This window comes from Sphingobacterium suaedae (genome assembly GCF_042684625.1).
GTDB classification, from domain to species: Bacteria; Bacteroidota; Bacteroidia; order Sphingobacteriales; family Sphingobacteriaceae; genus Sphingobacterium; species Sphingobacterium suaedae.
On the sequence record NZ_JBHULR010000003.1, the window covers coordinates 538,350 to 563,969 of the forward strand.

General features: G+C 45.6%; 21 protein-coding genes and 1 pseudogene. 5 read left to right on the plus strand and 17 right to left on the minus strand.

What is annotated here, in order from left to right:
- Nucleotides 1-21: 21 nt before the first annotated feature.
- A complete protein-coding gene (locus ACFSR5_RS05765) occupies nt 22-1,653 on the plus strand; it encodes an ABC-F family ATP-binding cassette domain-containing protein (protein WP_380903177.1) in 1,632 nt (543 codons plus the stop codon).
- An 83-nt stretch (nt 1,654-1,736) separates the two neighbouring features.
- Here the strand turns inward: ACFSR5_RS05765 and ACFSR5_RS05770 are convergent, their stop codons facing one another.
- The 6 genes from ACFSR5_RS05770 to ACFSR5_RS05795 form a co-directional block, all read right to left on the minus strand.
- Nucleotides 1,737-2,321 carry a sugar phosphate isomerase/epimerase family protein gene (locus tag ACFSR5_RS05770; RefSeq protein WP_380901632.1) on the minus strand — a complete coding sequence of 195 codons (585 nt, stop codon included), beginning with the start codon at nt 2,319-2,321 and terminating at the stop codon, nt 1,737-1,739.
- 238 nt (nt 2,322-2,559) lie between these two features.
- Complete coding sequence (locus tag ACFSR5_RS05775; RefSeq protein ID WP_380901634.1) at nt 2,560-5,148, minus strand: PAS domain-containing sensor histidine kinase; 2,589 nt, start codon at nt 5,146-5,148, stop codon at nt 2,560-2,562.
- Between the two features lie 287 nt (nt 5,149-5,435).
- Entirely contained in the window at nt 5,436-5,630 is a 195-nt protein-coding gene (locus ACFSR5_RS05780) for a cold-shock protein (RefSeq protein ID WP_380901636.1), read from the minus strand.
- Between the two features lie 23 nt (nt 5,631-5,653).
- Nucleotides 5,654-6,781 (minus strand): DEAD/DEAH box helicase, encoded by a 1,128-nt coding sequence (locus ACFSR5_RS05785; protein ID WP_380901638.1) that lies wholly within the window; start codon nt 6,779-6,781, stop codon nt 5,654-5,656.
- 364 nt (nt 6,782-7,145) lie between these two features.
- The gene (locus tag ACFSR5_RS05790; RefSeq protein WP_380901640.1) at nt 7,146-8,207 is read right to left on the minus strand and encodes a fatty acid desaturase family protein; all 1,062 of its coding nucleotides are present in this window, start codon (nt 8,205-8,207) and stop codon (nt 7,146-7,148) included.
- 735 nt (nt 8,208-8,942) lie between these two features.
- Nucleotides 8,943-9,137: a hypothetical protein gene (locus tag ACFSR5_RS05795; protein ID WP_380901642.1), complete on the minus strand. Its 195-nt coding sequence runs from the start codon at nt 9,135-9,137 to the stop codon at nt 8,943-8,945.
- Nucleotides 9,138-9,399: 262 nt separating this feature from the next.
- Between ACFSR5_RS05795 and ACFSR5_RS05800 the strand changes: the two genes are divergently transcribed.
- The 3 genes and pseudogenes from ACFSR5_RS05800 to ACFSR5_RS05810 all read left to right on the plus strand — a co-directional run bounded on the left by ACFSR5_RS05800 (nt 9,400) and on the right by ACFSR5_RS05810 (nt 10,712).
- A complete protein-coding gene (locus ACFSR5_RS05800) occupies nt 9,400-9,564 on the plus strand; it encodes a hypothetical protein (protein ID WP_380901644.1) in 165 nt (54 codons plus the stop codon).
- Entirely contained in the window at nt 9,546-9,737 is a 192-nt protein-coding gene (locus ACFSR5_RS05805) for a hypothetical protein (protein ID WP_380901646.1), read from the plus strand. The genes ACFSR5_RS05800 and ACFSR5_RS05805 overlap by 19 nt, the downstream gene beginning before the upstream one ends.
- A 273-nt stretch (nt 9,738-10,010) precedes the next feature.
- Nucleotides 10,011-10,712 (plus strand): annotated as a pseudogene (locus tag ACFSR5_RS05810) (DUF899 domain-containing protein).
- 190 nt (nt 10,713-10,902) lie between these two features.
- Here ACFSR5_RS05810 and ACFSR5_RS05815 read toward each other — a convergent pair.
- The 11 genes from ACFSR5_RS05815 to ACFSR5_RS05865 form a co-directional block, all read right to left on the minus strand.
- On the minus strand, nt 10,903-12,432 hold the full coding sequence (locus ACFSR5_RS05815; protein ID WP_380901648.1) for a sulfatase family protein: 1,530 nt from the start codon (nt 12,430-12,432) through the stop codon (nt 10,903-10,905).
- Nucleotides 12,433-13,059: 627 nt separating this feature from the next.
- Nucleotides 13,060-13,284: a heavy-metal-associated domain-containing protein gene (locus tag ACFSR5_RS05820; RefSeq protein ID WP_380901650.1), complete on the minus strand. Its 225-nt coding sequence runs from the start codon at nt 13,282-13,284 to the stop codon at nt 13,060-13,062.
- Nucleotides 13,285-13,375: 91 nt separating this feature from the next.
- Complete coding sequence (locus ACFSR5_RS05825) at nt 13,376-15,793, minus strand: heavy metal translocating P-type ATPase (protein WP_380901652.1); 2,418 nt, start codon at nt 15,791-15,793, stop codon at nt 13,376-13,378.
- Nucleotides 15,794-15,922: 129 nt separating this feature from the next.
- Nucleotides 15,923-17,215: an NAD(P)/FAD-dependent oxidoreductase gene (locus ACFSR5_RS05830; RefSeq protein ID WP_380901654.1), complete on the minus strand. Its 1,293-nt coding sequence runs from the start codon at nt 17,213-17,215 to the stop codon at nt 15,923-15,925.
- Nucleotides 17,216-17,379: 164 nt separating this feature from the next.
- A complete protein-coding gene (locus ACFSR5_RS05835; RefSeq protein ID WP_380901656.1) occupies nt 17,380-18,930 on the minus strand; it encodes a polysaccharide lyase in 1,551 nt (516 codons plus the stop codon).
- A gap of 215 nt (nt 18,931-19,145) precedes the next feature.
- The gene (locus tag ACFSR5_RS05840; RefSeq protein ID WP_380901657.1) at nt 19,146-19,646 is read right to left on the minus strand and encodes a hypothetical protein; all 501 of its coding nucleotides are present in this window, start codon (nt 19,644-19,646) and stop codon (nt 19,146-19,148) included.
- Between the two features lie 101 nt (nt 19,647-19,747).
- Nucleotides 19,748-20,947 (minus strand): GTP-binding protein, encoded by a 1,200-nt coding sequence (locus ACFSR5_RS05845; protein ID WP_380901659.1) that lies wholly within the window; start codon nt 20,945-20,947, stop codon nt 19,748-19,750.
- Between the two features lie 26 nt (nt 20,948-20,973).
- Nucleotides 20,974-21,195: a hypothetical protein gene (locus ACFSR5_RS05850; protein ID WP_380901661.1), complete on the minus strand. Its 222-nt coding sequence runs from the start codon at nt 21,193-21,195 to the stop codon at nt 20,974-20,976.
- A gap of 261 nt (nt 21,196-21,456) precedes the next feature.
- A complete protein-coding gene (locus ACFSR5_RS05855) occupies nt 21,457-21,642 on the minus strand; it encodes a hypothetical protein (protein ID WP_380901663.1) in 186 nt (61 codons plus the stop codon).
- A gap of 107 nt (nt 21,643-21,749) precedes the next feature.
- Nucleotides 21,750-21,956, minus strand: a complete 207-nt coding sequence (locus ACFSR5_RS05860; protein ID WP_380901665.1) for a hypothetical protein — start codon at nt 21,954-21,956, stop codon at nt 21,750-21,752.
- A gap of 265 nt (nt 21,957-22,221) precedes the next feature.
- Nucleotides 22,222-24,399: a TonB-dependent receptor gene (locus tag ACFSR5_RS05865; RefSeq protein ID WP_380901667.1), complete on the minus strand. Its 2,178-nt coding sequence runs from the start codon at nt 24,397-24,399 to the stop codon at nt 22,222-22,224.
- Nucleotides 24,400-24,474: 75 nt separating this feature from the next.
- Between ACFSR5_RS05865 and ACFSR5_RS05870 the strand changes: the two genes are divergently transcribed.
- Nucleotides 24,475-25,590 (plus strand): AraC family transcriptional regulator, encoded by a 1,116-nt coding sequence (locus ACFSR5_RS05870; protein WP_380901669.1) that lies wholly within the window; start codon nt 24,475-24,477, stop codon nt 25,588-25,590.
- Nucleotides 25,591-25,620: the final 30 nt, after the last annotated feature.

The following is a 25,620-nucleotide window of genomic DNA, read 5'->3' on the forward strand; positions in this document are numbered from 1 at the left end:
AGCTTATTTAATCCATCAGAAGTGATCAACGTCAATAATATCTCCGTATCTTTTGGAGGCACCACACTATTCAGCGATGTCTCGTTTTCTATTAATGAAAACGATAAAATTGCCCTTATGGGAAAAAACGGCGCGGGAAAATCTACTCTACTCAAGATTATTGCAGGTGTAGGCAAACCGAGCAGCGGTCAAGTGACTGGATCGAAAGACGCGGTTATAGCGTATTTGCCTCAGCATTTACTCACGGAAGATAACGTGACCGTCTTCGCAGAGGCTTCCAAAGCTTTCGACGAGGTCTATCGCATGCGTGACGAGCTAGAATCACTCAACGAACAACTCAATACCCGGACAGATTACGAGACGGATGACTATATGAAGCTAATTGAACGGGTCTCCGAACTCAGTGAAAGCTTTTATTCTATCGAAGAAACGAATTATGATGCTGAGGTCGAAAAAGTCCTGAAAGGTCTAGGTTTTGAACGGTCCGATTTCACGCGACAAACTTCCGAGTTTTCAGGTGGTTGGCGTATGCGTATTGAACTCGCTAAGATTCTTTTGAAAAAACCAGACCTTATTCTTTTGGATGAGCCAACCAACCATATGGATATCGAGAGTATACAATGGTTAGAAGATTTCTTGGTGCATGCTGCTAAAGCGGTTATTGTCATTTCACATGACCGGGCTTTCGTCGACAACATCACCAATCGTACTATCGAGGTCACGATGGGTCGTATTTACGACTATAAAGCGAAATACAGCCATTATTTGGAGTTACGCAAAGAACGACGCCAGCACCAATTGAAAGCTTATGAAGAACAGCAACGTTTCATTGCCGACACCCAAGAGTTTATAGATCGTTTTCGTGGGACATATTCGAAGACCTTACAAGTTCAGTCTCGTGTTAAAATGCTTGAAAAATTGGAAATCATTGAAATTGACGAGGTAGACACGTCTGCTTTACGACTCAAGTTCCCCCCATCACCGCGTTCTGGGCAATATCCGGTCATCGTTGAAGAGCTGACGAAAGCGTATGATGATCATTTGGTATTCGAAAAGGCATCCATGGTTATCGAACGCGGGGAAAAGGTGGCTTTTGTTGGCAAAAATGGCGAGGGTAAGTCCACGATGATTAAAGCGATCATGGGCGAAATAGACTTCGAGGGTTCATTGAAAGTGGGACATAACGCAAAAATCGGTTACTTCGCTCAGAATCAGGCCGCGTTACTTGATGAAGAACTAACTGTATTCGAAACCATAGATCAAATCGCCGTCGGTGATGTTCGTGTCAAAATCAAAGATCTATTAGGCGCATTCATGTTCAGCGGGGACGACACACTGAAAAAGGTCAAAGTGTTGTCCGGCGGGGAAAAAACTCGCTTAGCCATGATCAAACTGTTGTTAGAGCCCGTCAATGTACTTATTCTCGACGAACCGACAAACCACTTGGATATGAAAACCAAGGACATCATCAAAGACGCCCTTCAAGATTTCGATGGTACGCTGATTTTGGTTTCACACGATCGGGATTTTTTAGATGGCCTGGCTAAGAAAGTATTTGAATTTGGCAATAAACGCGTACGCGAGCATTTTGAAGATATCAAAGGTTTTCTAGCGTATAAAAAAATGAACAGCTTGAAAGACATAGAGCGATAAGGAGTCTGTCGCTTTATGCTTTGCAAAACGATCTCGGAGCGGCTGTATTCCGAGATCGTTTTATGTCGTGGTTCGCTTTTCGGCTATTTCGTATACGTCGCCTTCACGAAAGGAGCTTTTTGAAGATAACGAATACTTTGTGTCAAGCCATCTTCGAGATTACCACTCACTTCTTCTACTTCTACGAAAATATGCCGAACCCCTGCTGTATCGGTATGGGCGAAAATAGCGTCGAATCCGACCATCCCGCTCTGGCCGATCTCTCGGTGATCTTTGATATGCAGCGCAGTGAAACGGCCGGGGTATTTTTTGAAATAATCTACGGGGCTTGCGTTTCCGATCACGGTCCAATAAACGTCCATCTCAAAAAACACATAGTCTGGGTTTGTATGCGCTAACATATAGTCAAGCATCACGACCTTTCCTTCCACTTTTTCAAATTCGTGCGCATGATTGTGGTATCCATATTGGAGACCGGCCTCCCGACACAATTTTCCGATGGCGTCCAAATACCGGCATTCGGTATCCAGATCCTTCACTGTTTTCGGCAAATCAAGCCATGGGGTCACGATATAGAGCATCCCCGCTTCTTTATGTGCAGCGATACACGCCTTCCACCATTTTAATGATTCGGAAAAGTCGCCCAATGCGCATTCTTCTTCCGACAACGGCTTGTCTCGGTTTTCAATCGGTCAGTTGGCATATCCCGCACCATAGATGTTCCGGACAGCCCACAATAATAGGGATATCGCAAAAACACACAACAGCATTTCCACATTTTATGCAAGCGTTGCTTCCTCCACCGAAAAATTCCACGCGGGTTCTTCTATCCGGAGTATGTCGGTAGGACGCAACCACGGGATCGTAAAATTACCGGCAACATACGGGCAGAAGATTACCCGCGTGCTAGTCTACTTTATTCTCGGCGTTGCCTAACGGCAAGCTTACCCAAAAAGTACTCCCCTCTCCAAGCTTGCTTTCCACCCAGATCCGTCCCGAATGCCGTGTGACGATTTCATGGCAAAGGTACAAACCCATTCCTAAGCCCGAGATATTCGGGGAGTTATCGTCAACACGGAAAAAACGTGAAAAGATTTCTCGAAGCTTATCGGGCGGGATACCAATCCCCGTGTCTTTTACGCTTAGCAACACTTCCTTCTCCGTGCGCGTCAGCGATACGACAATATCAAATTTACCGGGCGAATATTTGACCGCATTATTCAACAGATTGATAATCACCTGCTCCAAACGTTGGCTATCCCCGTGGATAATACAAACGTCTACGGTGCTTTCGAGAACAACGCGATGATCGCGGTGATTTTGCTCCGTCAGATCGACAGCTTCCTGCAGCACCGGGAGCACATCAAAGTCCGTCATGGACAAGCGGAGCTTTCCCGCTTCTATTTTAGATACATCGAGTAAGTCGTTTACCAGCATAGTCAATTTCTTCACCTGTTGACTTGCCCGTTCGAGAAACAGTTTTTCCTGCGATTCGTTGGTTCGTCTTTCCAGGATCTGAAGATACCCCTTAATGGTTGTCAATGGTGTTTTCAGCTCATGACTGGCCAACCCGATAAATTCATCCTTCTTATCATTTAGCAATTTGACTTTCTCGTACAATATGGCATTATCCAATCCGACCGACGCTTGTCCTGCAATAGCAATCAGTAATGTCTCATGATCGTGATTGAAACGTTCAGGTTTCGTATGACCGAAAAACAATCCGCCCAGCATCGTCCCTGATCGAGATACCACGGGGATTGCCAAATAACTTGCCACAGGAAAAACAGCGTCTGTTCCCTGAGTCTGTGAAAGCAGATCCATGAACCGGGATTCCTTGCGTAAGTCGTCATAACGTACGGGACCGATTCCTGTAAAGGTATTCCGAAAAATCTCCGTTATAAAAGGCGCACCCGTCTTCGAAAAAAGTTCGCGGCATGCTCCCGTTAAGGCATGCAGCTCATAAAAATCATCTTTTTCACCCGTTCGATTAAAAAAGAAGGCGCCGTATTCAGCTCCGACCAACAAGGTCGTATCATCCGTCACCTTCTGCAGGATACGGTCCAAATCCAACTCTTCCGAGACCGTTTGGATCATCCTATTTAGCGCCTCTAGTCGTGCAGCATAGCGGGCCGTCGCAGCAATAGCTTCCTTCTGCACAGCAATATCCCGGGCAATCTTCGACACACCGATAATAGCCCCTTTCTCATCGAAGATCGGCGATAAAGTCAACGACAGTTCACGCAGTGTGCCGTCCCGGTGCTTACGCAAGGTTTCAAATTGATGGACACGTTCGCCTCCCCGCACTTTCTCTGTCAAGGTTGTGGCTTCTACTCGTACTCCTTCTGGATGAATGATCGAGATATGCTGGCCAATAGCTTCCTCTGCACGAAAACCGAACATCTTTTCGGCGGCTCCATTCCAACTCGTAATCACGCCCTGCATGTCCTGACTAATTATAACATCCTCAGAAGACTGTACAAGTGCAGCGAGATGTCCAATTTTAGCAATTGAATCTTCGAGCTTTGCCTGTGTTGCCTCAAGTTTGTTATTCGTATCTGCCAAGTTCTGATTTGTTTCTTCCAGCACGGTACGCGCCGTGTTGCGCTCGGTTACGTCGATCGACAGGATGGTAAATCCAATGATCTGGCCCGAAATATCCTTTAAAGGCTCATAGACAAAATCGACGAAAAGACGAATGGGCTTTCCATTTCGCATCGGTGCAAATACCTGTTCCTTCGAACGGTACGATTTACCGGCTTGCATTACCCAATGCGTAATGGGCTCATACACGTCCTTAATATCTTTTTGTACTTCCCAATAGGATTTATTGATTACCTCCTCGCGGGATTTACCGATCATATCCAGAAACGCATCATTTACCTTGACGACACTTAGTGATTTACCCATGACTATGCAGATCCCTATAGGTGCCTGTTGTATAAATAAATCGCTATTGGCCTTATAACTTCGTAGCAATCGAAGTTCTCGCATTTGCTCCGTTTTTGCCTTAAACCAAATGAGTACCCCTTCCTGTCGCCCTTCTGCGTCACGCAGGTGTGCAAAATCAAGATCATAAAAATAGTCACGTTGTCCCGCTCGTTCATCGGCCGGAATATTAATTTGTATCCCCTTCGCTTCGCCATCGTGCGCCATGCTCGTGAGTCCATCCGCAATGGACTTCCAAGCCACGCCGTGTATGTATTTTGCTAGATCCACAAACGGTACGGTTTTGAAAACAAACGGCAGGCCAAGGAAAGCATCATTGAAGAAAAAACAAGCCGCCGGTTCCCAAAAGATCAATACAGGGGACACATGAGTCAATACATTGGCTAAGTGTTGTTTTAGCGACGCAGGCCACTGTTCCACCGGCCCCAGTGAGGTGGTGTGCCAGTTATAAGACAGTATTTTTCCTGCCGCCTCTCCCCCTCGACGGAGAAATGCGGGGTAAGCATGCGAATCGGAATGGTCTGTTAGCGGTTTATCAGCTTTCATAGTATCCTTAACTAGGTAATGTACGTGGCTCTAACGAAAATGCCTTTGGCTTATAAATATAGGCAAAACAATGTGTAAATATGCGCTTATACACGACTTAAAATAGGCCAATCGTTTGGTATATAACGCTTCATGAACTATAACGTTTACATAATTCGTCTCGCCTTTTAGGGAACCACACCACTGTTCATCGGAGATTAAGTTGTTCTATGGACAAATAGACCACAAAAAAAAGCAGACAACGGTTAGTTATCTGCTTTGTTAAGCTCTACTAGCTATCACACTAATTAGCGTGCAATTCTTACGTTCGTCGCGTTGATCCCTTTTTTACCGTTCTCCACATCGAAAGTAACCGCATCGTTCTCGCGGATCTGATCAACTAATCCAGTCGTATGTACAAAGACATCCTGACCGCCATTTGCTGGTGTAATGAAACCAAATCCTTTAGTTACATTGAAAAATTTTACTGTTCCTTCTTGCATTTTATTAACTATTTATTGATGAATTAATTTTGTTTTACCTGTTTCCCTATCTCCAGTTGGAAGCCGATTAATTTTTGTATGCTTTTCAAGCCCGACTTCTCTTCCTCGCTACAGAACGAAATAGCCATCCCACTCCTGCCGGCACGACCGGTACGGCCAATTCGATGTACATAGGTTTCTGAATCATCTGGAAGGTCAAAGTTGATGACATGTGGAAGATCCCGAATATCGATACCCCGAGCGGCTATATCCGTTGCAATTAATAACTTTACACTTCCATTTTTAAAATCAGCGAGGGCCTTCTGCCTTGCATTCTGGGATTTATTACCATGGATAGCGGCCGTTGTAATCCCTTTTTTGAAAAGCTGTTTGGCCAACCGATCTGCGCCGTGCTTGGTACGCGTAAACACCAAGGACTGTTCGATATCAAATTCTTTTAGCAACGAACACAATAGCTGCATTTTTTCTTTTTTCTCGATAAAGTACACCGACTGGTTGACTGTTTGTGCGGTCGACGATACGGGCGATACGTTAATTTCTACAGGATCTGTCAATAAGGTATCCGCAAACTTCCGAATCGATGCAGGCATCGTCGCAGAGAAAAATAGGGTTTGTCGAGCTTGCGGAATATATTTCAATACCCGCTTAATATCATGCACAAACCCCATATCTAACATGGTATCCGCCTCGTCCAACACCAGTGCCTTTACATGACTTAACTGTACCACGTGCTGATTAATCAAATCAATTAGTCTTCCCGGTGTTGCGATTAGGATGTCCACGCCATTCTTAAGTTGTTGTACCTGATTATGTTGGGAGACACCTCCAAAAATAACGGTAGATTTTAATGGGATAAACTTTCCGAATAGCTCAAAGCTCTTACCAATTTGGATGGCTAGCTCCCTTGTGGGCGCTAAAATCAACGCACTTGGATTTTTATGGGGTTGTCTGCCTTTGCTTGACAGAAATTGGAGGAGAGGAATAGCAAAAGCGGCGGTTTTTCCTGTTCCTGTCTGTGCACAGCCGATTAAATCTCGTCCACTTAATACGACAGGGATTGCTTGTTCCTGTATTGGTGTAGCGGTACTGAACCCAAGTTCAGCAATCGCTTTTAAAATAGGATCTACTAATCCTAGCGAGTCAAATTTCATTTATTGATATTGTAGCTTTCCGTGCATAAATCACGCCTGGAAACACTGGGTAATACGTTGTAAAGTAGCCAAAGGCATCTCTATGATTAAACCATGGTCGTCAGCAAGAATGTCATAAAATAGTTGATGATTCAACACCGTTGGCGGTGTCAAGTACGACCGTTCATACATTATACTGTCAACAAAACTGGCAGCTGTTAGCGAAAACTGATATAACGGACAAGTTTAAACTAGACGGTCTCAGAGAAAGCCAGGCAGAGCCTACGATGCAAAGATACTTATAAATTCTTGTAATTTCGTGATTTTTGTCATTTATTTTTGATATATCCCCTGATAGACAGCGGATTGACAAGCAAGCCGAATCCTACACGGACATTCGTCTAATAACATGAATATGCGATCGTAGCGCCTGCCAAAACGAATGAAATTCAATATAGGGTATGTTATGTTCTCGACATGTCTCGACGACAATCGCATTGATCGCTGGGTAGTGTACATGACTTATTTTCGGGAACAAATGATGTTCGACCTGAAAATTCAGCCCGCCCAACAGCCAAGTTAATATGGGATTTTTTGTTGCGAAGTTGGCCGTAGAATGGAGTTGGTGAATCATCCATTCCTCCTCTACGCGCGATTCCTCGACGGTTTTGAATTCGGTTTCCGAAACCACGTGTGCAAGCTGGAATACAGTGGCCAAACATAGTCCACATACAATTCCGGTCAATAACAAGCCTATTAATGTCGGAATCCAGCCCACCAGAATTACCGGAAGTGTAATAAACAATTGAAAATGCAGGATTTTACTCACCCAAAAGATGACTTTCTCTCGCAACGGAAAATCGAAGACATTGGATTGTTTCCCTAATCGCTGACGGAAATACTTTTCATAATCTTGATAAAAGATCCAAGCCAAATAGGAAATACCGTATAAAAAAACAAAATAAAACTGCTGATAGCGATGGTGTTTTTTTAACTGCTGATCGTGGTGAATCCGCATAAACTTGATTTCAATATCGTGATCCTCTCCATCTATATTGGTATATGTATGGTGCGCAATATTGTGTTTTAATTTCCAAAAATAAATATTACCGCCAAGCAGATTTAACGTGTAGGATAAGAAGGTATTTAACCTCCTATTATCGGAAAACGAGTTATGTCCGGCATCGTGCATAATATTAAACCCGATTGCTGCCAAATTAACGCCAAACAAGACACATAAAAATAGACTGATTATCCAATGCGGCTGCAAAAACACCAACGTGCTGTATAAAATAACAAAAGCACTCAGTAAGATAATAGCTTTCAGAAAGATCCTTCGGTTGCCCGTTTTCGCCTGTGCGGCACTTTCGAAATAATGATTAGTTCTGATTTTGAGTGATTTAGAAAACAACGTATTCACGTTGTTGAACTTGGGTGATGACTTCATGCGTAACAGTAACGGGCAATTTAAAATAAACGTCTCGGGCTTAGGCTTATCAAGGACTAAATTTGAAAACGATGTAAAGGTATCACTTAAATCCTTTATAATAAAAGTTGAACCCGTTAAATATATGTTAATTTAAGCGTATTGATTTTTTTATGCAGCGGTATATGTCGGAAAATCACAATTTTAAAAAACCATCTCGGTTTTTCTGCGTTCTGTTACCAGTTGGAGTTATAAAACAATAGATTCAAATGCTTGATTCCCCTCGTACACGATACGAGGGGATTTTTTAATAGGCGTGCGTGTGCTTATCTCTCCTTTTTTGGCTGATTTTTGCTTGTGTGCCGTTTTGGGGATTTCCCTGATTTTTACGTCCATTTCTTTTTGGTATTTATTCGTATATATTTGTATATTAGCGAATAAATCACCTATAAAAAACTAAAATGAAAAGTCCCCTGTCGCAAGATGGGGGATTTTTTTGTTGTCGATTAAACCTTCGCCCGAATCCTTTGTCGAACATATAGATTAGAAACAAAGATGTTTATTGTTAAGTTCTGAAATTCCCTCGCCCTATATAGACGAGGGAATTTTTACGTTTACCGTTTCGAGATCCGATTTCGAGATCCGACCGAACTTAGGCACAGTCTTTGCTAACTATTAACATAGGTTAATAATTGGTTTGAAAGGCTCCCAGGTCGCCCGATCTTGGAGCTTTTCTTTTGCACGTAGGCGCCTCATTTACAACTCGCGCAGAAAGCTCACCTTTCCTGTTTCATTATCGATCTGTACCAAAACTTTCCGTCGATTGTCGTATTCATAAATAAACCAATCCGGATGATCTGGGTTGCCGGCCGAATACGATGTCAATATAAATCCATCGCGCCCATTGTAACCATAATCCTTCTCTTGCGTCACGCGCGTTCTCTGCATCATAACCATGCGTATGTCTTATAAATTTTCAGTATTGATGTTACAGGATGCCTAGGCAAAAACCCAGCCACTACGACAGCCTCGACCTTTTATCCGTATTCTTCGCGTTACATCAGGTATTTTCAACCTTCTGCCACATGCACGTGTCCTTTTGTCCGTTCCGTTGTTTTCAAAGAAGAAACCGATACCCTTACGTTCGACTCTCGATAAGACGAAAACGAACAGCCCAAACTAACCCTTAGGTAAGAAATAATTACGCCAACTTATGAAAAAGAAATTCTCCTATCATGTACTTCCTAGGTATGCAGCCGTAACAACGATATCACTTGTGCATGGCCAAGCTCGAATTGTGTTGTCCAATCTCGAGCGTATGCCCAACCCCATAACCCGTGGAAAGGATACGAGAGACGTATGGCACCAGCAGGCCTGATCTTTTATGATCACAAGGGAAACGAAGTGGGTAAACTCGCACGCTCTGAGGCCAACGGTACCGGCCTTCAAGCGCTGGCATTTGACTATGCCAATGCAGACCCTATCGGTCGCTTAGTGCAAGACGATCGAAGAGGTGGGAAGAATTTCCGAGCAGGTATTTTAATACAATGATAAGGATCTATCCGACAAACCGGGTAGCAACATATCGAGACTCAAATTGGGGCAGAAAATGGCAATGCCGGATTGATCATAAACGACCCTGATGCCCCCCCGCATCAGCATCATCGTGGATAAGCCTTGGAACTCCGCAGATTCAGGTCCATGCGCCTGATGGAAAAGTACATCAGGCTATCTCGCGCTAGCTGTTTTTCCGTTTTCACTTTCTTGCCGTAGGACAAGTGCATTCGTTTTTGGGCATGCTAACTTTACATAAAGATTATCATCATGAGCGACTTAGAAAAAACACGGCAAGTCGTCAGTCGCGAAGCATGGCTGGCCGCCCGAGAAGAACTACTACACGCTGAAAAAGCATTGACCCGGCAAAGCGACGAAGTAGCCCGGCTAAGACGCGAATTGCCCTAGGTCTCGGTCAATAAACCCTATCTATTCGATACGGTAGCCGGCAAACGCACACTTGAGCTGTTGTTCGACGGCCGTTCCCAGCTCATCATTTACCATTTTATGTTTGGGCCAGATTATACCGCGGGATGCCCTAGTTGTTCGGCAATCGCAGACGGGTTTAATGGAATCGAACCCCACCTGCAGCAGCATGATGTGATGTTGTGGGCCGTGTCGAGAGCACCACTGGAACAATTGGATGCGTTTAAACGACGCATGGGGTGGCAATTCCCCTGGGCTTCTTCTAACGCAAGCGACTTCAACTTTGATTTTGGCGTATCCTTCACCGAGCAGCAACAACGCGATGGCATTTATTACAACTACCGGCAAGAAGATCCCGTGATTCCTATGCGTTATACAACCGACGGGTCCGACGAAGCCGCACAAGCAACAGGCACGAATCTCTTTGCCTACACGCGTGAACGTCCAGGTATGAGCGCTTTCTTTTTAGACAAAACCGGTGCTGTATACCACACGTATTCGACATATGCCCGAGGATTGGACGCATTATGGAATATGTATGCGTAGTTTGACCGAGCGCCTTTGGGCCGTAATGAAGACGGTTATTGGCTCAAACATCACGATCGATACGATGGTCATCACGACACGCCTTCGTGCTGCTGTACATAAAATCAAACACCATCGCACCCGGAAAAAGGGAAGCCGCAGGCCATTGCATTTATCCGGAAAAACTTTATGCAGGTATATCGTATCTTTACTAGTCCATCGGTTGGTCCATAATCAAACGTGCCTCCTGATCATCAAAATGGGCAATCTCGTCGGCTAGCTTGCGTTTCATCATGTCCACCGTTTTCTTATAATTACGGTCATGGTATACATTTTTTAGCTCCTGAGGATCGCTTTTCAAATCATACAGTTCCCAACCATGCACACGTGTATAAAAGCGAATGAGTTTATACCGTCCGTCGCTTACTCCGAAATGGGGCGACACGGCATGTTCGCCATTTTCATAGTAGTGGTAGTAAATGTGGGGACGATGGGTGCTTTTTGGATGGCGTAACACGGGAACAAAAGACTTTCCCTGCATATCGGCAGGAGCCTGCACACCGGCAAGTTCCAATATTGTCGGCGCAATATCTGCATTAACCACCTGAGCCTCTGTGTGTGCACCCGCACGAATCGTTCCGGGCATCCGAACTACCAGCGGCGTTCGAAAGGACTCCTCATACATAAACCGCTTATCAAACCATCCGTGTTCCCCCATATAAAATCCTTGATCGGACAAATAAATGACCAACGTATTGTCCGTCAGCTCCTTTTCATCTAAATAATCCAGCACCCGTCCAATATTTCGGTCCATGGATTCAGCGGTGTTTAAATAATCGATCATATATCGTCGGAATTTCCACTCTGCCAATGCTCGTCCCGACAGGTTTTTGTGGCGATATGCGTTGTATATTGGCCTATAGTAGTCCACATACGCTTTCTTTTGCGTTTCATTCATCCGGCTAAAATTCCCGTCCTGCATCATTGCCTCTACGGATTCGAACATTTTTAAATCATATCCCATCCGCAGATCCTTCTCGATCGACATCTCCTGTACACGAGCCGCCTCCCGCCCGGCATATTCATCAGCGAATGTTGCCGGGCGTTCCAACTGATCCTGATCGTGCTTGCCCAAATCTTGCAGATCCGGCATCCACGTGCGGTGCGTTGCTTTATGACCAATAACCAAGCAAAATGGGCGCTCACCCGCAGCGGAATCTAACCAAGAAATTGCTTTGTCGGTTACAATATCCGATACATATCCTTCCGCCCGGGAGCGTCCGGAGGATGAGATGAAGTCTGGATTAAAATAATGCCCTTGTCCTGGCAAAATATCATAATAGTCAAACCCTTGCAAAGCGTGTCCTAAATGAATTTTGCCAATCCATGCCGTACGATACCCTACGCGCTGTAATTCCTTGACAAACGAATTTTGAGAAAAATCAAAATTGCTCGTTTCGTTATCCTTAAACCCATTTTTATGGCTGTATTTGCCGGTTAATAAGGTTGCGCGCGCTGGTCCACAAATCGAATTATTCACATATGCCCTGTTGAAGACGATGCCTTCATGGGCAATCCGGTCTATATTCGGGGTGTGACCAAACCCGCCGTAGGCTCCAATAGCCTGATATGCGTGATCATCCGAAATAATAATGACCACATTCGGCTTTTTTTGCGCCATACCGTACGTACCGATCAGTAGTTGAATTATCAACCATACGAATGCCTTCCTGTTTTTCATATTCATTTTAGTTAGTTGTCGAGATCTTACTCGGCATAGACACGTCAGGCGATCAGCCTATGCGCAGCAAACGAGACAATTTTACTATTTTTCTGTCAAACAACAAATTATTTTCATGGTATGGTCAGTCACCTCTTATTACAGTTGGGTTACCCGTCTCGGCTACATAGAAAATGCCTCCATTGATGTCCGGAATTACGAAATAATTTTATATCTTCACCTATCTATGAAAAAGAGGAATTTCACCGTTTTGCTCCTGATTCTGGTACTGATCATCGCCTTATTCGTGTTGGGTTATAATGTGGGTCATAGTTTGGCTCAGCTGTTTGATTAGTTCTTCGTTCGGTAGATCGCTATCGATTTCGGACAGAAGCGTCAATGCAGGGCGAGCGACCTTATTACATAGTCATTCAAGAAGCTTCAAGATCCAGCGGAAGCTCCCTCCCAGAAACCAATTCTGGCGGGGCTTAAGGGCGGGCAACATCACATCCACTTGAGTGGGCTTACACAACACTCGGTACAAAAAACGGGGGTCTAAACCTACGATCCACCTTGTTGATGTTTAGTCGATCGTACCTGTTTAGACACCCCATTCGATTCCTATTGCGCCGCAGGAAAAATTTAGTTTTACTCGTCGCCCAATGGCTCAATTTTAAACCCTGCGTTTTCTACGGCGGAAATGATCTCCCGATCCGTATCTGCCTGTGTGCTTACGGTCAAAATTTTATTTTGGTTTGCCGTATCTACTTCCCAAGAAGCAACGTGTTCTGCCCCATTTAGGAAGGGCGTGACCTTTGCTACACATCCGCTACAATTGATATTGGTTTTGAATTTTAAATTTTTAGTCTTCATTTTATATGTTTTTAATGTCTATACAAAATTGTGTAAAGTTTACATTTTCATTCTTACAGTATTACTTCTTGAATGTGTAAGATTTACAGATTTATTTTTTCCATTTTAACCGTAAGCTGTTGCTGACCACACTAACGCTGCTCAAGGCCATGGCCGCTCCTGCAAGCATCGGATTTAACAGAAATCCATTTAGTGGGTAAAGAATCCCGGCAGCAATCGGGATACCAATTAGGTTGTAAATAAATGCCCAGAATAAGTTCTGCTTTATCGTCGCCACCGTTTGCTTTGACAAGCGAATAGCTTGCGGTATTTTTGTCAGATCCGATGCGATGATCGTCATTTTGGCGACATCCATAGCAATATCACTGCCTTTTCCCATAGCGATACTGACATCAGCCGTTGCGAGCGCCGTACTGTCGTTGATACCATCACCCACCATCGCTACGGTTTTTCCCTGCCGTTGCAACTCCAAAACAAAGTCAGCTTTGTCCTGCGGTAGCACCTCTGCGCGGTAATGCCGAATACCGGTTTGTTTCGACATCGCTTTTGCCGTCGCTTCATTGTCGCCGGTGAGCATGTACAGATCAATTCCCATTTTCTGCAGTTGTTGAATGGCCTGAACAGACGAATCTTTGATCTGATCGGAAATAGCCATCACCGCCAATGCATTATGATTTTGGGCAAACCAAATCACCGTTTTGGATGTTCGTCCCCATTCGTCAGCCTGATCCTGAAGGTTCTCTGGGATCACAATGGAATTCTCTTCCATGAGTTTTCGGTTTCCCACGACGTAAGCATCATCGCCATACCATGCCTTCGCTCCTTTACCTGTGATGCTTTCAAAGGCGGTTATAGATACCGTTTCTGCATCGGATAAATATTGAACGACGGCCTCCGCCAAGGGATGTTCTGATTGCTTCTCCATGCTCTTTAGGACATCTTTCCGCGCATCATCGTCGTTGATCCAGCGGACTCCAGTAACTTGCGGGCGTCCTTCCGTAATGGTACCTGTTTTGTCCAATACGATCGCGTTAACTTTTTTCGCTAATTCAAGGCTTTCGGCGTCCTTAATTAAAATACCGTTTTCAGCCCCTTTACCGACACCGACCATGATAGCTGTTGGCGTGGCCAATCCCAATGCACACGGACAAGCAATCACCAGCACCGTCACCGCTGCCAGTAGTCCCTGAACGATGCCATGATCCCCTCCCAAGACCCACCATAATACAAATGTGGTTGCGGCGATACCGATAACGACTGGCACAAATATGCCTGCAATTTTATCGACCAATTTTTGAACAGGCGCTTTACTACCTTGCGCATCTTGAACCATCCGAATAATCTGTGCTAACATCGTATCCTTACCTACCTTGACCGCTTCAAACTGAAAGCTCCCTTTCTGATTCATGGTGCCGGCAAAGACTTTTTCATTTTCCTCCTTCAGTACAGGAACAGGTTCTCCGCTCAACATACTTTCGTCTACGTAGGAACGACCATTGACCACTAGGCCATCGACCGCAATTTTTTCTCCCGGTTTTACCAAAATAATATCCCCAGGATTCACCTCCTCGATCGCGACCTGTCGCTCCGTTCCGTCAGACTGGATGAGGGTCAAGGTTTTTGGCTGCAACCCCATCAATTTTTTAATAGCCGAGGATGTATTTCCTTTCGCTTTTTCCTCCAATAGCTTTCCTAAGAGAATAAAAGCTATAACAACCGCCGCTGCTTCGAAATAAACATGGGCGTGCAGACCGCGGGCCTCCCAAAATTCAGGAAAAACCATATTGAATACACTAAAGAGATAAGCGATACCTGTGCTCAAGGCAACCAACGTATCCATATTAGCCGAACGATGTTTGGCCTGCTTCCATGCGTTCACAAAAAAATCCTTTCCGAGCCAGAGTATGACCGGTGTTGAAAACAGCCACATTATTTCGTTGGCATAAGGGATATGCATCAAGAACATCCCGATTAAAACAACGGGTACCGACAAAACGATTGCCCAGAACGTTTTCCTCTTTAGCGTCTTAAACTTTTCCAGATGCAGACTTTCCAACGTTTCCTGTTGTCTGCTCTCGTCCTCTAGCAAGAGATCGTAGCCGACTGATTGAACCGCTTTTTGTAATGCCTGCGCGTCGACAACATTTGGCAGATATTCGACCGTGAGGTTGCCTGTAGCAAAGTTGACAGATGCGTCGACTACGCCCCGCTGATGCCTTACGATGCTTTCTGCGCTACCCGCACACGAGGCGCAGGTCATGCCCAAAACAGGAAATGTTTTCTTCAAGGTCGACACTCCATACCCGAGGCTTCTAATGGAATTAACCGCTTCTGTCAGCGTTCCACCTTGCTTTAAGGTGATCGTCGCACGACGATTATTGAGCTCAACCTGGTGTTTTTCAATTCCGTCCACTTTTGCCAAACCGTTGTCAACGATCCGTGCGCAATGTTCGCTTTCCACGCCCTCTAAAGGAATGTAAAGGGGCTCATGATGATTATAAGGTGTCATATCGATTACGTTATTTTAATACTACAAAGTTGCGCATTCAAATAGATCGATATGTTGTACAATTATTGAATTGATTTGTAAGATTTACGGTATGTCCCGATCCACCAGCAAAACTATCGCCAGACGGGTTCAATTAACACCATCCTTTGGCGTTCCCAAAAACAACGCTCTTGCATCGCTAAAAAGGCCGGTCAGCAATGCCCTCACCAGTAATCCGGGCGTGCTCCATGTCATCGGATCTATCTTTCGGATCATGCTTTCTCCAAACCGGTCTACATAGTCCCTATTGGTCAACATCCAACGCATGGCTGTCTTCGCGGCCATGGGCGGCACATCAGTAAACATCTCCCGCTTCAACCGTTCCATGGTACTGGCAAACATAGGCTCCATATGCTGGGCTACTTCTTCCCCATAAGCGTGCATCGCTTGTTCCCAGGTGGTATCCCCTGAAAACCAAGAGTGTAGATGTTTGGATAACACCTTCGCCCCAAACAACGCATCGTAAATACCTTGGGCATCGTATGAATCTTTTTGATGATACGCATCGCCCACCAAAACCCAATACGCACCGGCCGGTGTTCTGAATAAATTTTGCACATTTTTCATTCCCTTGATGGGCGTTACTATTTCAGCTTGTTCCAGCCGTTGCGCTACCTTCGGAAGATCGTGCAGAAAGTCTGTATACCATTTCTTCAGATCACTGTCCCGATGGAAATCAGTCGCCCGGCATTGTACCAAAATTCCCGTCCTTCCGCTAGCAGAAGGCATAACGACAGTGCTCCTCCCTTTACCAGTGGTATGAATCTGTACCCAAGGTTCTCCAGCACACAAGTAGGGTTTGACTCCGTCCCAATACGCATAAAACACTGCTGTATTCCATTCGACGACCTCGTGGGTCGTTGCCGCACCGACCTTACGGGCAACGAGACTATGTCTTCCATCCGCACCAACCATACGGCTCGCTGTAAACTCCAACTCTTCTCCCCCCTTTCTTGTTCCAATTACCCATACATGCCCATCCCTCTGTCGGATATCCGAAACATGAAAACCATCCATAGCCGTCACATTCGGACATTGCCTTGCCCTCTCCCAAATCGCTGTGTCCAACTTTTCACGGTCAATACCATACACATAATTCCTGCCGTCGTCGTCCGGCATAGGAACAAACGTTCGAAAGTAGTCATGAACCTCTAACGCAGCTCCCCGCAGCTTGATATTTTCGAGCGCATAGAGGTCTTCTGTCACCCCGATCTCGTCCAATAAGCGCATGCCATGCGATAAAAATAACGAACAAGAAACAACCGAACGAGCGGGAAACACATCCTTTTCCAATAACAGCACCTGCATTCCGGATGCCGCGACACGCACAGCTAAAGACGTTCCAGCGGGCCCTCCTCCCACAATAATTAAATCATAGTTCATGCCTTCTAATTTTACTCAAATTACGCATTTTATCCCCGGTACTATACATTTCGAAAGAACTATTTTTCGATACCGATCCTTGCCCTGACGACGACCAGTAACAACCAGGCTCGACCGGATATCGGTCGAGCCTGGTTCAGCGGGCACATTATCCATAGTGGGCGCTAACTTATTGTATCTACATTGTTCCCCAAATTTCGATAGTCCACTTTTTCTTTAGGATCCGTTCCGTTCAGGTATTCTTCGATGTTCGTATATCCGTCGCCGTCGGTATCCGTCGATGCGTCGTTTGGGTTGTTCGGATCCAGACCGTACCTTTTCTCCCAATGATCAGGCATGCCATCCCCATCACTGTCTTTTGGTAACTGAGCGGGATCATAAGTCAGCTCTGGATAGCCCCCCACCTCCGCGACATCCTTTATAATTCCGGTAGCCGTTGTCGTCTTTCCTGTCCGAACCATTTCTGTCACACGGACGTCTACAGCATCCCGCTTGGGCAAAGTCGCTCCGACCTTAGCCAACACGGCCTCAAACACTTCCCCTCCCGTTTGATGCGGCGCCACAGGCCACCCTTCAAAAGGCGTATGGACACGGGCGAGGTGTTGCGATGCATGCGCATCTGCATTTTTCATACGCATACCCAGCCAATTGTCGTTTGTTATGTCCTCATTATCATGCATGATGTTCCCAGCCACATACCATTTTCCAGGTCTGTTTGCCGCTTTGGGATACCAGTCACCTTTCGACCAGGCGCTACCCGGAGAGTACATGCTGCGTTCTTCTATCCGGGCAAAAACGTTACGGATATTTTCATTCGTCGCTGGCCCCGGTCTGAAATAGTTATTGATTAGGTTAACAGTCGATGTTTCATCTCCCCCGTCGATAGACCGATGTCGCCAGTTGAACACCACGTTGTATCGAAAGTCAAAGGCTCCCGACATACCAATTGATGGATTCCTGGCCGTATTGCTGGCAAAAAGATTGTGATGAAAAGTAGACGGATTTCCACCCCATGTCCCACCAAAAGCATGTCCTTTTGCATCCAATGCTTCACTGGAGATGGTCCACTGCACCGTGATATGTTCGGCAGGATCTTTAATCTGTGTCGTACCGTCCAAGGATGGACGCATGTGTCTGTAGAGTGAAATATTCTCATCCATTCCCCAACTGGTGGAACAGTGGTCAATGATGATGTGATGATGCGGATTTCCGCCGATGTTATCATCACCCTGACCACCCGTGGGAACACCTCGGCGTACACGAACATGCCGGAGAATCACATTATGCGTATTGATATTTAATGTTCCGGCAATACAAATCCCATCGCCCGGCGCCGATTGTCCAGCAATCGTAATATCCGGGTGGTTTATATTTAAGTCGCCACTAACCCGGATAGTTCCCGCAACACGGAAAATCACCACGCGCGGGCCCTCGCTCTCCAGGGCCGCGCGGAGACTACCGGGGCCACTATCTTCAAGATTTGTAACGGCGATCACCTTCCCTCCCCGTCCGCCCGTGGTGAACATTCCTCCTCCCCAGGCACCAGGAAAAGCAGGTATGGCTCCCTCGGGCAACCGCGGAGGATGGGGAGGAATCTGACCAGGTTCCGGTACCCGTTGGGCGGTATGTAGAGATTGCGCCTTCGTATCGAAATCGATACTCATCAGCCCCAGCAAAAGCACGTTTGCGGCAACTATTCGATAGGATCTTTTCATTTTCATATTATTCTTGATAGGATGTTTTCATTCGGTTTATAATTCGCTTTAAATATAAAATAAACGACTTAAAATAAATGTAACATTTACGTTTGCAAAACAACAAACGTATCCATCTAAGAAAAGAATGTACAATAATGGGCTATCCTACGCGATACGTGCAAGCTATGAAAAAAACTGCTTCGTTATAGAAAGCCAAACACCAAACGCTAGGATTAGTCGATTGGTTTAGCTGTGGCATGCCTAAGGATGATCTCTGTATGATTCTGGTCACTCCCGTTGAACGCAACCGTTCCGATAACTTCCAACGGACGTTTCGAAAAGGCTAATTTTTGTCCGTGCAGGATCTGTACTTCCACCATGGCGGGTATCCCATCCTGCCCACAAAACATACACTGAAAAATAGGAAGAACAGATAGCAGAAAACGGTTGTGCTTGCGCCCCGTTGTCAATGGCACCATGTAGCCCCGTATCGTGACGTGTTTACCCTCCAGCGCTTTAAGCGCCGGAGGAAAATACGGGATATATTTCGTTTGCCCCTTTGACTTTTCCACTTTGTACAAAAGCATATCGAATGTTTTCCACACATCATTCATCAGGGGCTTGTGCTGGAGCACATGCTGTTTCTTATCTTGCGCGTACACGCCTATGCTGATATGGAGCAGCAGAAGCAACATCAGGACAGGGCTCCTGTAGCAAGGTTGGTTTATCATCATTCCTGCATATTTTAAGATGTCTCACGTTAACGTCCTTCTGCGTCGTTCCTTTCCTGCCGCACGGGGTATCTTTGGTCGATCCAAGTGTCTCAATCCTCCGCTTATATATTTTGTGGAAACTCATCCGTCCATTGGGTATGACGCCAGTCTTCCGCTTCCTCATCTGTCAACAGACAGCGCTCTAGGTCAATCAGGTATCGATCCTTATCCATATTTTGCCCGATAAAAACCAGTTCGTTGCCCCGGTCTCCCCAGCGTGCATGCCAGCGCGACTCAATAAGATCGCGATTATCCTCGAAGCTCGCGTGCCTCCTTCGTTCCGCTATCGACATACTCGCCCACCAATATCCGGCTCCATCTATGCGTAGGCTTCCCCCCGCTTGACTAAAGTTAATGGCAACATTTGGACGTGATGCGATCCAAAATAACCCTTTTGCCCGAATAATATGCTGTGGGTAATAGTGATTCAGATAGTGGTACCAGCGTTGCGGATGGAATGGCTTTTGATGCCTAAAGACAAACGAAGAAATCCCATACTCCTCAGTTTCAGGCGTATGCTCCTGCTGGAGCTCCCGAATCCATCCCGCTGATGAAGATGCCTCTTCAAAATCGAACATACCCGTTCCGATGATTTCCGACGGTGGAACCTGGCCAAAAATAGATCGGATTACTTTTGCTCCTGGATTTAACTTTCGGATGGCCGATTCCAAAAAGTCCAACGTGTCTTTGGCTACTAAATCCGTTTTATTCAGCACGATCACGTTGGCAAACTCCACTTGGTCCGTTAAGAGATTAACAATGGTTCTGGCATCCTGCGGATCATCACTCATGGCACGATCACGTAGGGTATCTATACTGCCAAAATCGTTAAGAAATTGCGAACAGTCCACCACGGTGACCATCGTATCAATATAACTGAAAGCGGACAAATCTATTCCTTGTTGTTCGTCAATAAAAGAAAACGTTTGTGCCACGGGTATAGGTTCCGAAATGCCCGTACTTTCGATCAGCAAATAATCGAATCGCTTTTCTGCCGCTAACCTGTTCACTTCCATGATGAGGTCTTCCCGAAGCGTACAGCAGATACATCCGTTGCTCATCTGTACCAGGCGTTCGTCCGTTCGAGACAGGACGTTTTCACGTTCTACCAACTGTGCATCGATATTGACCTCGCTCATGTCGTTGACAATAACTGCGACTTTCAGGCCTTCTTTGTTGTGCAATACATAGTTCAGCAGCGTTGTTTTCCCAGCGCCCAAAAAGCCGCTTAGCACGGTCACAGGTAATCTATTCCCTTTCATATGTTTGTCTTTTGTCGTCTTTTAAATCAGGTTTCTGACGTATCGGCCAGCTCCCTTTGAGCTTGTTCAAACCAACGGATAATAGCGTCAACATGTCCCTGTCCGTAGCGCGTTCGAAAACGTTGCGTCTCGGGCAGATTCGGATCTCGGTAGATCGCCAGTCGGCTGGCGACAAACGCTGAGGTTAATGGAATGCCACATTGCTGTTCTATACATTGTCTCCAGGATAAATAATCTTTCGGTATCATTTCCGTCCTTCTTGCTTTGGTCAAAGATACAAACAAAAACAGCAAATGCAACAATATTGCACAAACAAACTAAATCTACCCGATCATTTAATCCGGTGTTAATACAATAAGCGCCCGCCGACCGGCAGTCTATCGCTGTTGTTGCCCGCGCAAGTACATGCCGTTTTAGAAGAAGTAAATGGGAATCGTGCGTTTGCAGGTGTTATTTGCCGGTCTGCAAACGTTAAAGAAAGGAGTAATTCGTATGTCTCCGAAGGTACGCTAGGCTGCGTCTTTGGTGTTCTTGACCAACCCTATGCCCGAAAAGAAAAAGATGAGTCCAATAATACCCACGACGATCAATGTCGTATAATCCGTATTATGGTTAATTAATTGATAACCCGTGTAGATCAACCCGATAATTCCTAAAATCGTTAAGATCGTTCCAAATGTGCGTTTTACATTCATATGCCTAGACTTGCTTCTGTTAAGGATAACGTTGTTCTTATTGGTGTGTTTAAAAAGAGGTTTGCGGTGGTGTATTTTTTGCGACGGAACAATGGCGCCGAAATCATCTACCAACCAACCTCCAGTTTTCGGTCGCCCAAGTATAGATGTTCTACTTTAAACCGTTTGACAACGACATCCATTTCGACATGTGAATAGTAGCTACATGCAATGGTACCCGTCACATCGTCGTTTTCTAACCCCACAATAGTGAGTGGCGTTTTTTGCGGATCGCGAATATCGTATGTCTCTTGACCAATCTTCAATTCTTCCATGATGCTTTCAAGTTGTTGTGTAAGGAGAATTGTTAAACCCCAAATTTTGTTTTCGGAATTTAAAAAAATACGCAGGCTTTGTAGATTAGTCGTCGGGATCTTCCACACTGTGTACTAGGGAAACGAGAGGGGGATCTCCTCGATGGCGATCTGATCAACTGCCGGAAATCCCCATCGTTGTGGTATAACGACGGGGATATAGCGAGCACGCATCATCTTCTGCTGCGTACGTTGCCACGAACACGAATCGGTTGCACGCTGTCCGTCAAAACTGGTAGTTTAAGGTAATTCGTGCATTGACACCTTCTCCAGCCGGCGACTGATTGCTCACGAAAGCCATCCATTGCGATTTTGCCGGCATGTAATACGCATTAAAGAGGTTGTTTATCGCCAAAGATATACCTGCCCGGCTGTTCAACTGGTAGCTGGCTTGAAGATTGACAAGCGTATAACCTTTCACCGGCACTTCCGTGTGTCGGTAGCTCCACATGTTCGTTTCGGCATGCTGAATCGGCGCAAAACGTTGCCTATCGCCAATGAACACAGCCTGCACATCAAGATCTAGCGCCCGTGTAGCCGCCACATGGACGTAAGCTGTCGTTTTTGGCGGATTGATCATTTGGCCTCCGATGTACTTCCACACGTACGGGTTCGTTGCCGTGTGTGTCAACCCTTCAAGGAAGGAATATGTTGCCCCTGCCTGAAGTTTTCCGTCATAAAAATCTACGTCCAATGTCACATCTGCTCCAAAAATAGATTGGGGCGATTGAACCAGTTCGAACCGATTAGATTGCTCGTTAAATGATACAGACGTGCCGTATTTTGATTTGCTATAATAGCCTACCGCCTCAAAACGAACATGCGGAAAGGTAGAGACAAATCCAAATTCGAAGTTGTCCGTAGCTACGGGTTTGACATTGATTTCCTGAATGTCCTTCACCTGCGCATTTCTGAAAACGACACCGACATCTGGCAATGCAAAGCCTTGCGCATAACTTGCATACGGTGTAAACTCCGCATGTTTATTGTACCGAATACCCAGATTTAAGGCAGCATTGCTGAATGACAGTCGTCCTCCTTGTACGGCAATGGATTCCGAAAAGACGTCATTTGCTTGCGCTGAATAAGGTAATGTTTGGTAATCATGAAGTTGCAGTTGCATCGCATCATATCGACCTCCAATCTTTACAATCCAATTTTCGTCATACACCCATTTCGCCTGTGCGTAAGGAGCCCAATTCATCAGCGTGATTTCAGGCATCCACAAGCGTCCGTCAACTAACGGCTGGGACGTCTTATCCCGAAGCACATCCAAACCATATGTTAGGGAGAAATGGTTCCGGTCGTTCAGGGCTATCCGACTATTAAAATTAGGACGCACACCGTATTTTTCCGATTTTACGCGAGACTGTCCGCCGCCCTGAAAATTCTTTGCGTAGAAAAAGATATTATCCACATTCTGATAGAACGCATCGGTTTGAAAAGTGGTCGAGCGTCGGAAAATCGAGTCTAGGGCATATGTGAATTGCGCATTATGGACTACAGCACCTGGAGGTACGCCGGGGATTTCGCCCGCTACCCCAAACCCGGGGATCAATTCATAGTCACCATCTCCATTGAAAACCGTCAGCACCCGATCGGCCGCCGCGAAATTACTCTTCTGGGCCGATCGATAGTAGTTATACCGTAGCTTTAGTTTTTGTTTGTCCGCTATTTGATATCCAATTTTTGCCAGTGCGCTATACGTGTCGGTATTTGCTAAGCTATACGTAGGCAACAGGGGGGTTCCCTTTGCATCGTACATATTTCCAGTTTTCTCGTAGCTCCCACTGAGGTAATATTCCCATCTTCCAGCTGTACCACTCAACGACTGATACACACCGCCTCCAAAAGCTGCATCTGTCTCTGCCAAATTCGCTGTCCCCCAGATTTGGGTGTTCCCTGCAAACTTCCTATCCACGACCGCCTCTTTCGTTATGTAATTGACGAAGCCTCCGCTTCCACCTACACCATATAACGATGTAGCCCCCTTGATCACTTCCACGGCACGGAGGTCGTTGGCATTCACCGTCTTCATATCGACACCGCCATCCCGAATCGGCGTCGATTGCGGAATACCATCCAGCATAATCAGCATCCCGCGTCCACGCAGGTATTGTCCGAAATTCGAATAGGTACCCGTAGATGGTCCCAAGCCCGCGACCGTCGCCTCTAATAGTTGACTAATATTACTGGTTGTTCGCGATAAGATTTGCAGCTGCTTTGCGTTGACAAGTGTGACCGACGTTGGAATGTGCGTCAGTTTTTCCGATCCGCGGACAGACGTGATCTGGACTTCCTGCAGAGAAACAGCTTTCGTCGTGTCAATTTTCACCTGCTCTTGCGCGTGGCTTCTCAGGAAAAATAATCCGGATAACATCAGGAATGTTGCTCGTGTATTCATGCTAAAGTTACGTACTAGTAGACGGCACCCGTATAGAGGTACATCTTTTTTTTATTTTTAATTAGTCTTAATTCTGTGCAAAAATCAGGTATTAAACTTATCTTTGCGGAAAAAAAAAGACCAAAAAAAGAAATTAGCGATCAACGTATGGAGACCTCTGTCCTTCAGCTGTTACAAGCACACCCGGATCTAGCCAACCGTTGGCATCTGCATGAACGTCTCGCCCGGGAGATGGCTGTATTTCCGCCTCAATTTGATTTTGATCTGCGTGCTATCGAGAACAATCCTTTTCAGATCCAAACACATGTGAGCAAACGGTATGGTTGTACAATGCAGGTTGTAGAGTTATCAAGTCCGGCAGGTATACATATTATGCACAGTCAACTTGTCGCAGATATCGATGGTTTTGTGGAAATCAATGCACGCACGCCCTATGTGCAGCTGTATCTCGCGTTGGAGGATAACCGCTCTTACTACGCTGAAGGCGATCTACTTGGTAAGTTAAAGAAAGGTCATCAGCAGCTCTTTCTTTTTCAAGAGACTACGGTTACCGGTTTTTGGAACGCCTTCGCGACGAACCGTTTTTTAGAGGTCAACCTGTCGATAGATTTTCTGCGCCGTTTTTGTCCAACGTCGGATGAGCTATGGAAGAAAGTCGAGGATATGATGCACCGGAAGCAGGCTGGATCACTCTTTCCGGCTGCCGTTGCCATCAGTAAAGCACAAGAGGAGATCATTCAGCAACTTCTACAAATCGAGCGTATACCGGAGGCATGGCGGGACTTCTATTTACAATCTAAAATCAGCGAGTTGGTTATTCTAGCAGTCAGTCAGAGACAGCTTCCCAGCGAAAAACCGGCAGAACTGCCTGCACCCATGATCCAATTGATGGACAAAGCAAAGGAAATTCTAAGAGACAACATGCATTGTCCGCCAAAAATAGAAGATCTCGCCATGGAATTGGGCACCAACCAAAGCTATCTTAAAAAGTTCTTCAAAGAACGCCATCACATGACGATCCATGCTTTTCTTACCCAGGAACGTATGCTTGCTGCAAAGCAGTTATTGAAAGAGAATACGAAGAATATTTACGAAATCTCGCGTTTCCTGGGGTACAAAAATCCAGCTCATTTTTCCACATGTTTTAAAAAGCACTATGGGATACGACCTAAAAATGCCCATCAACTCTAAATAGAAAAAGCCAATATACCCGTCGGGATC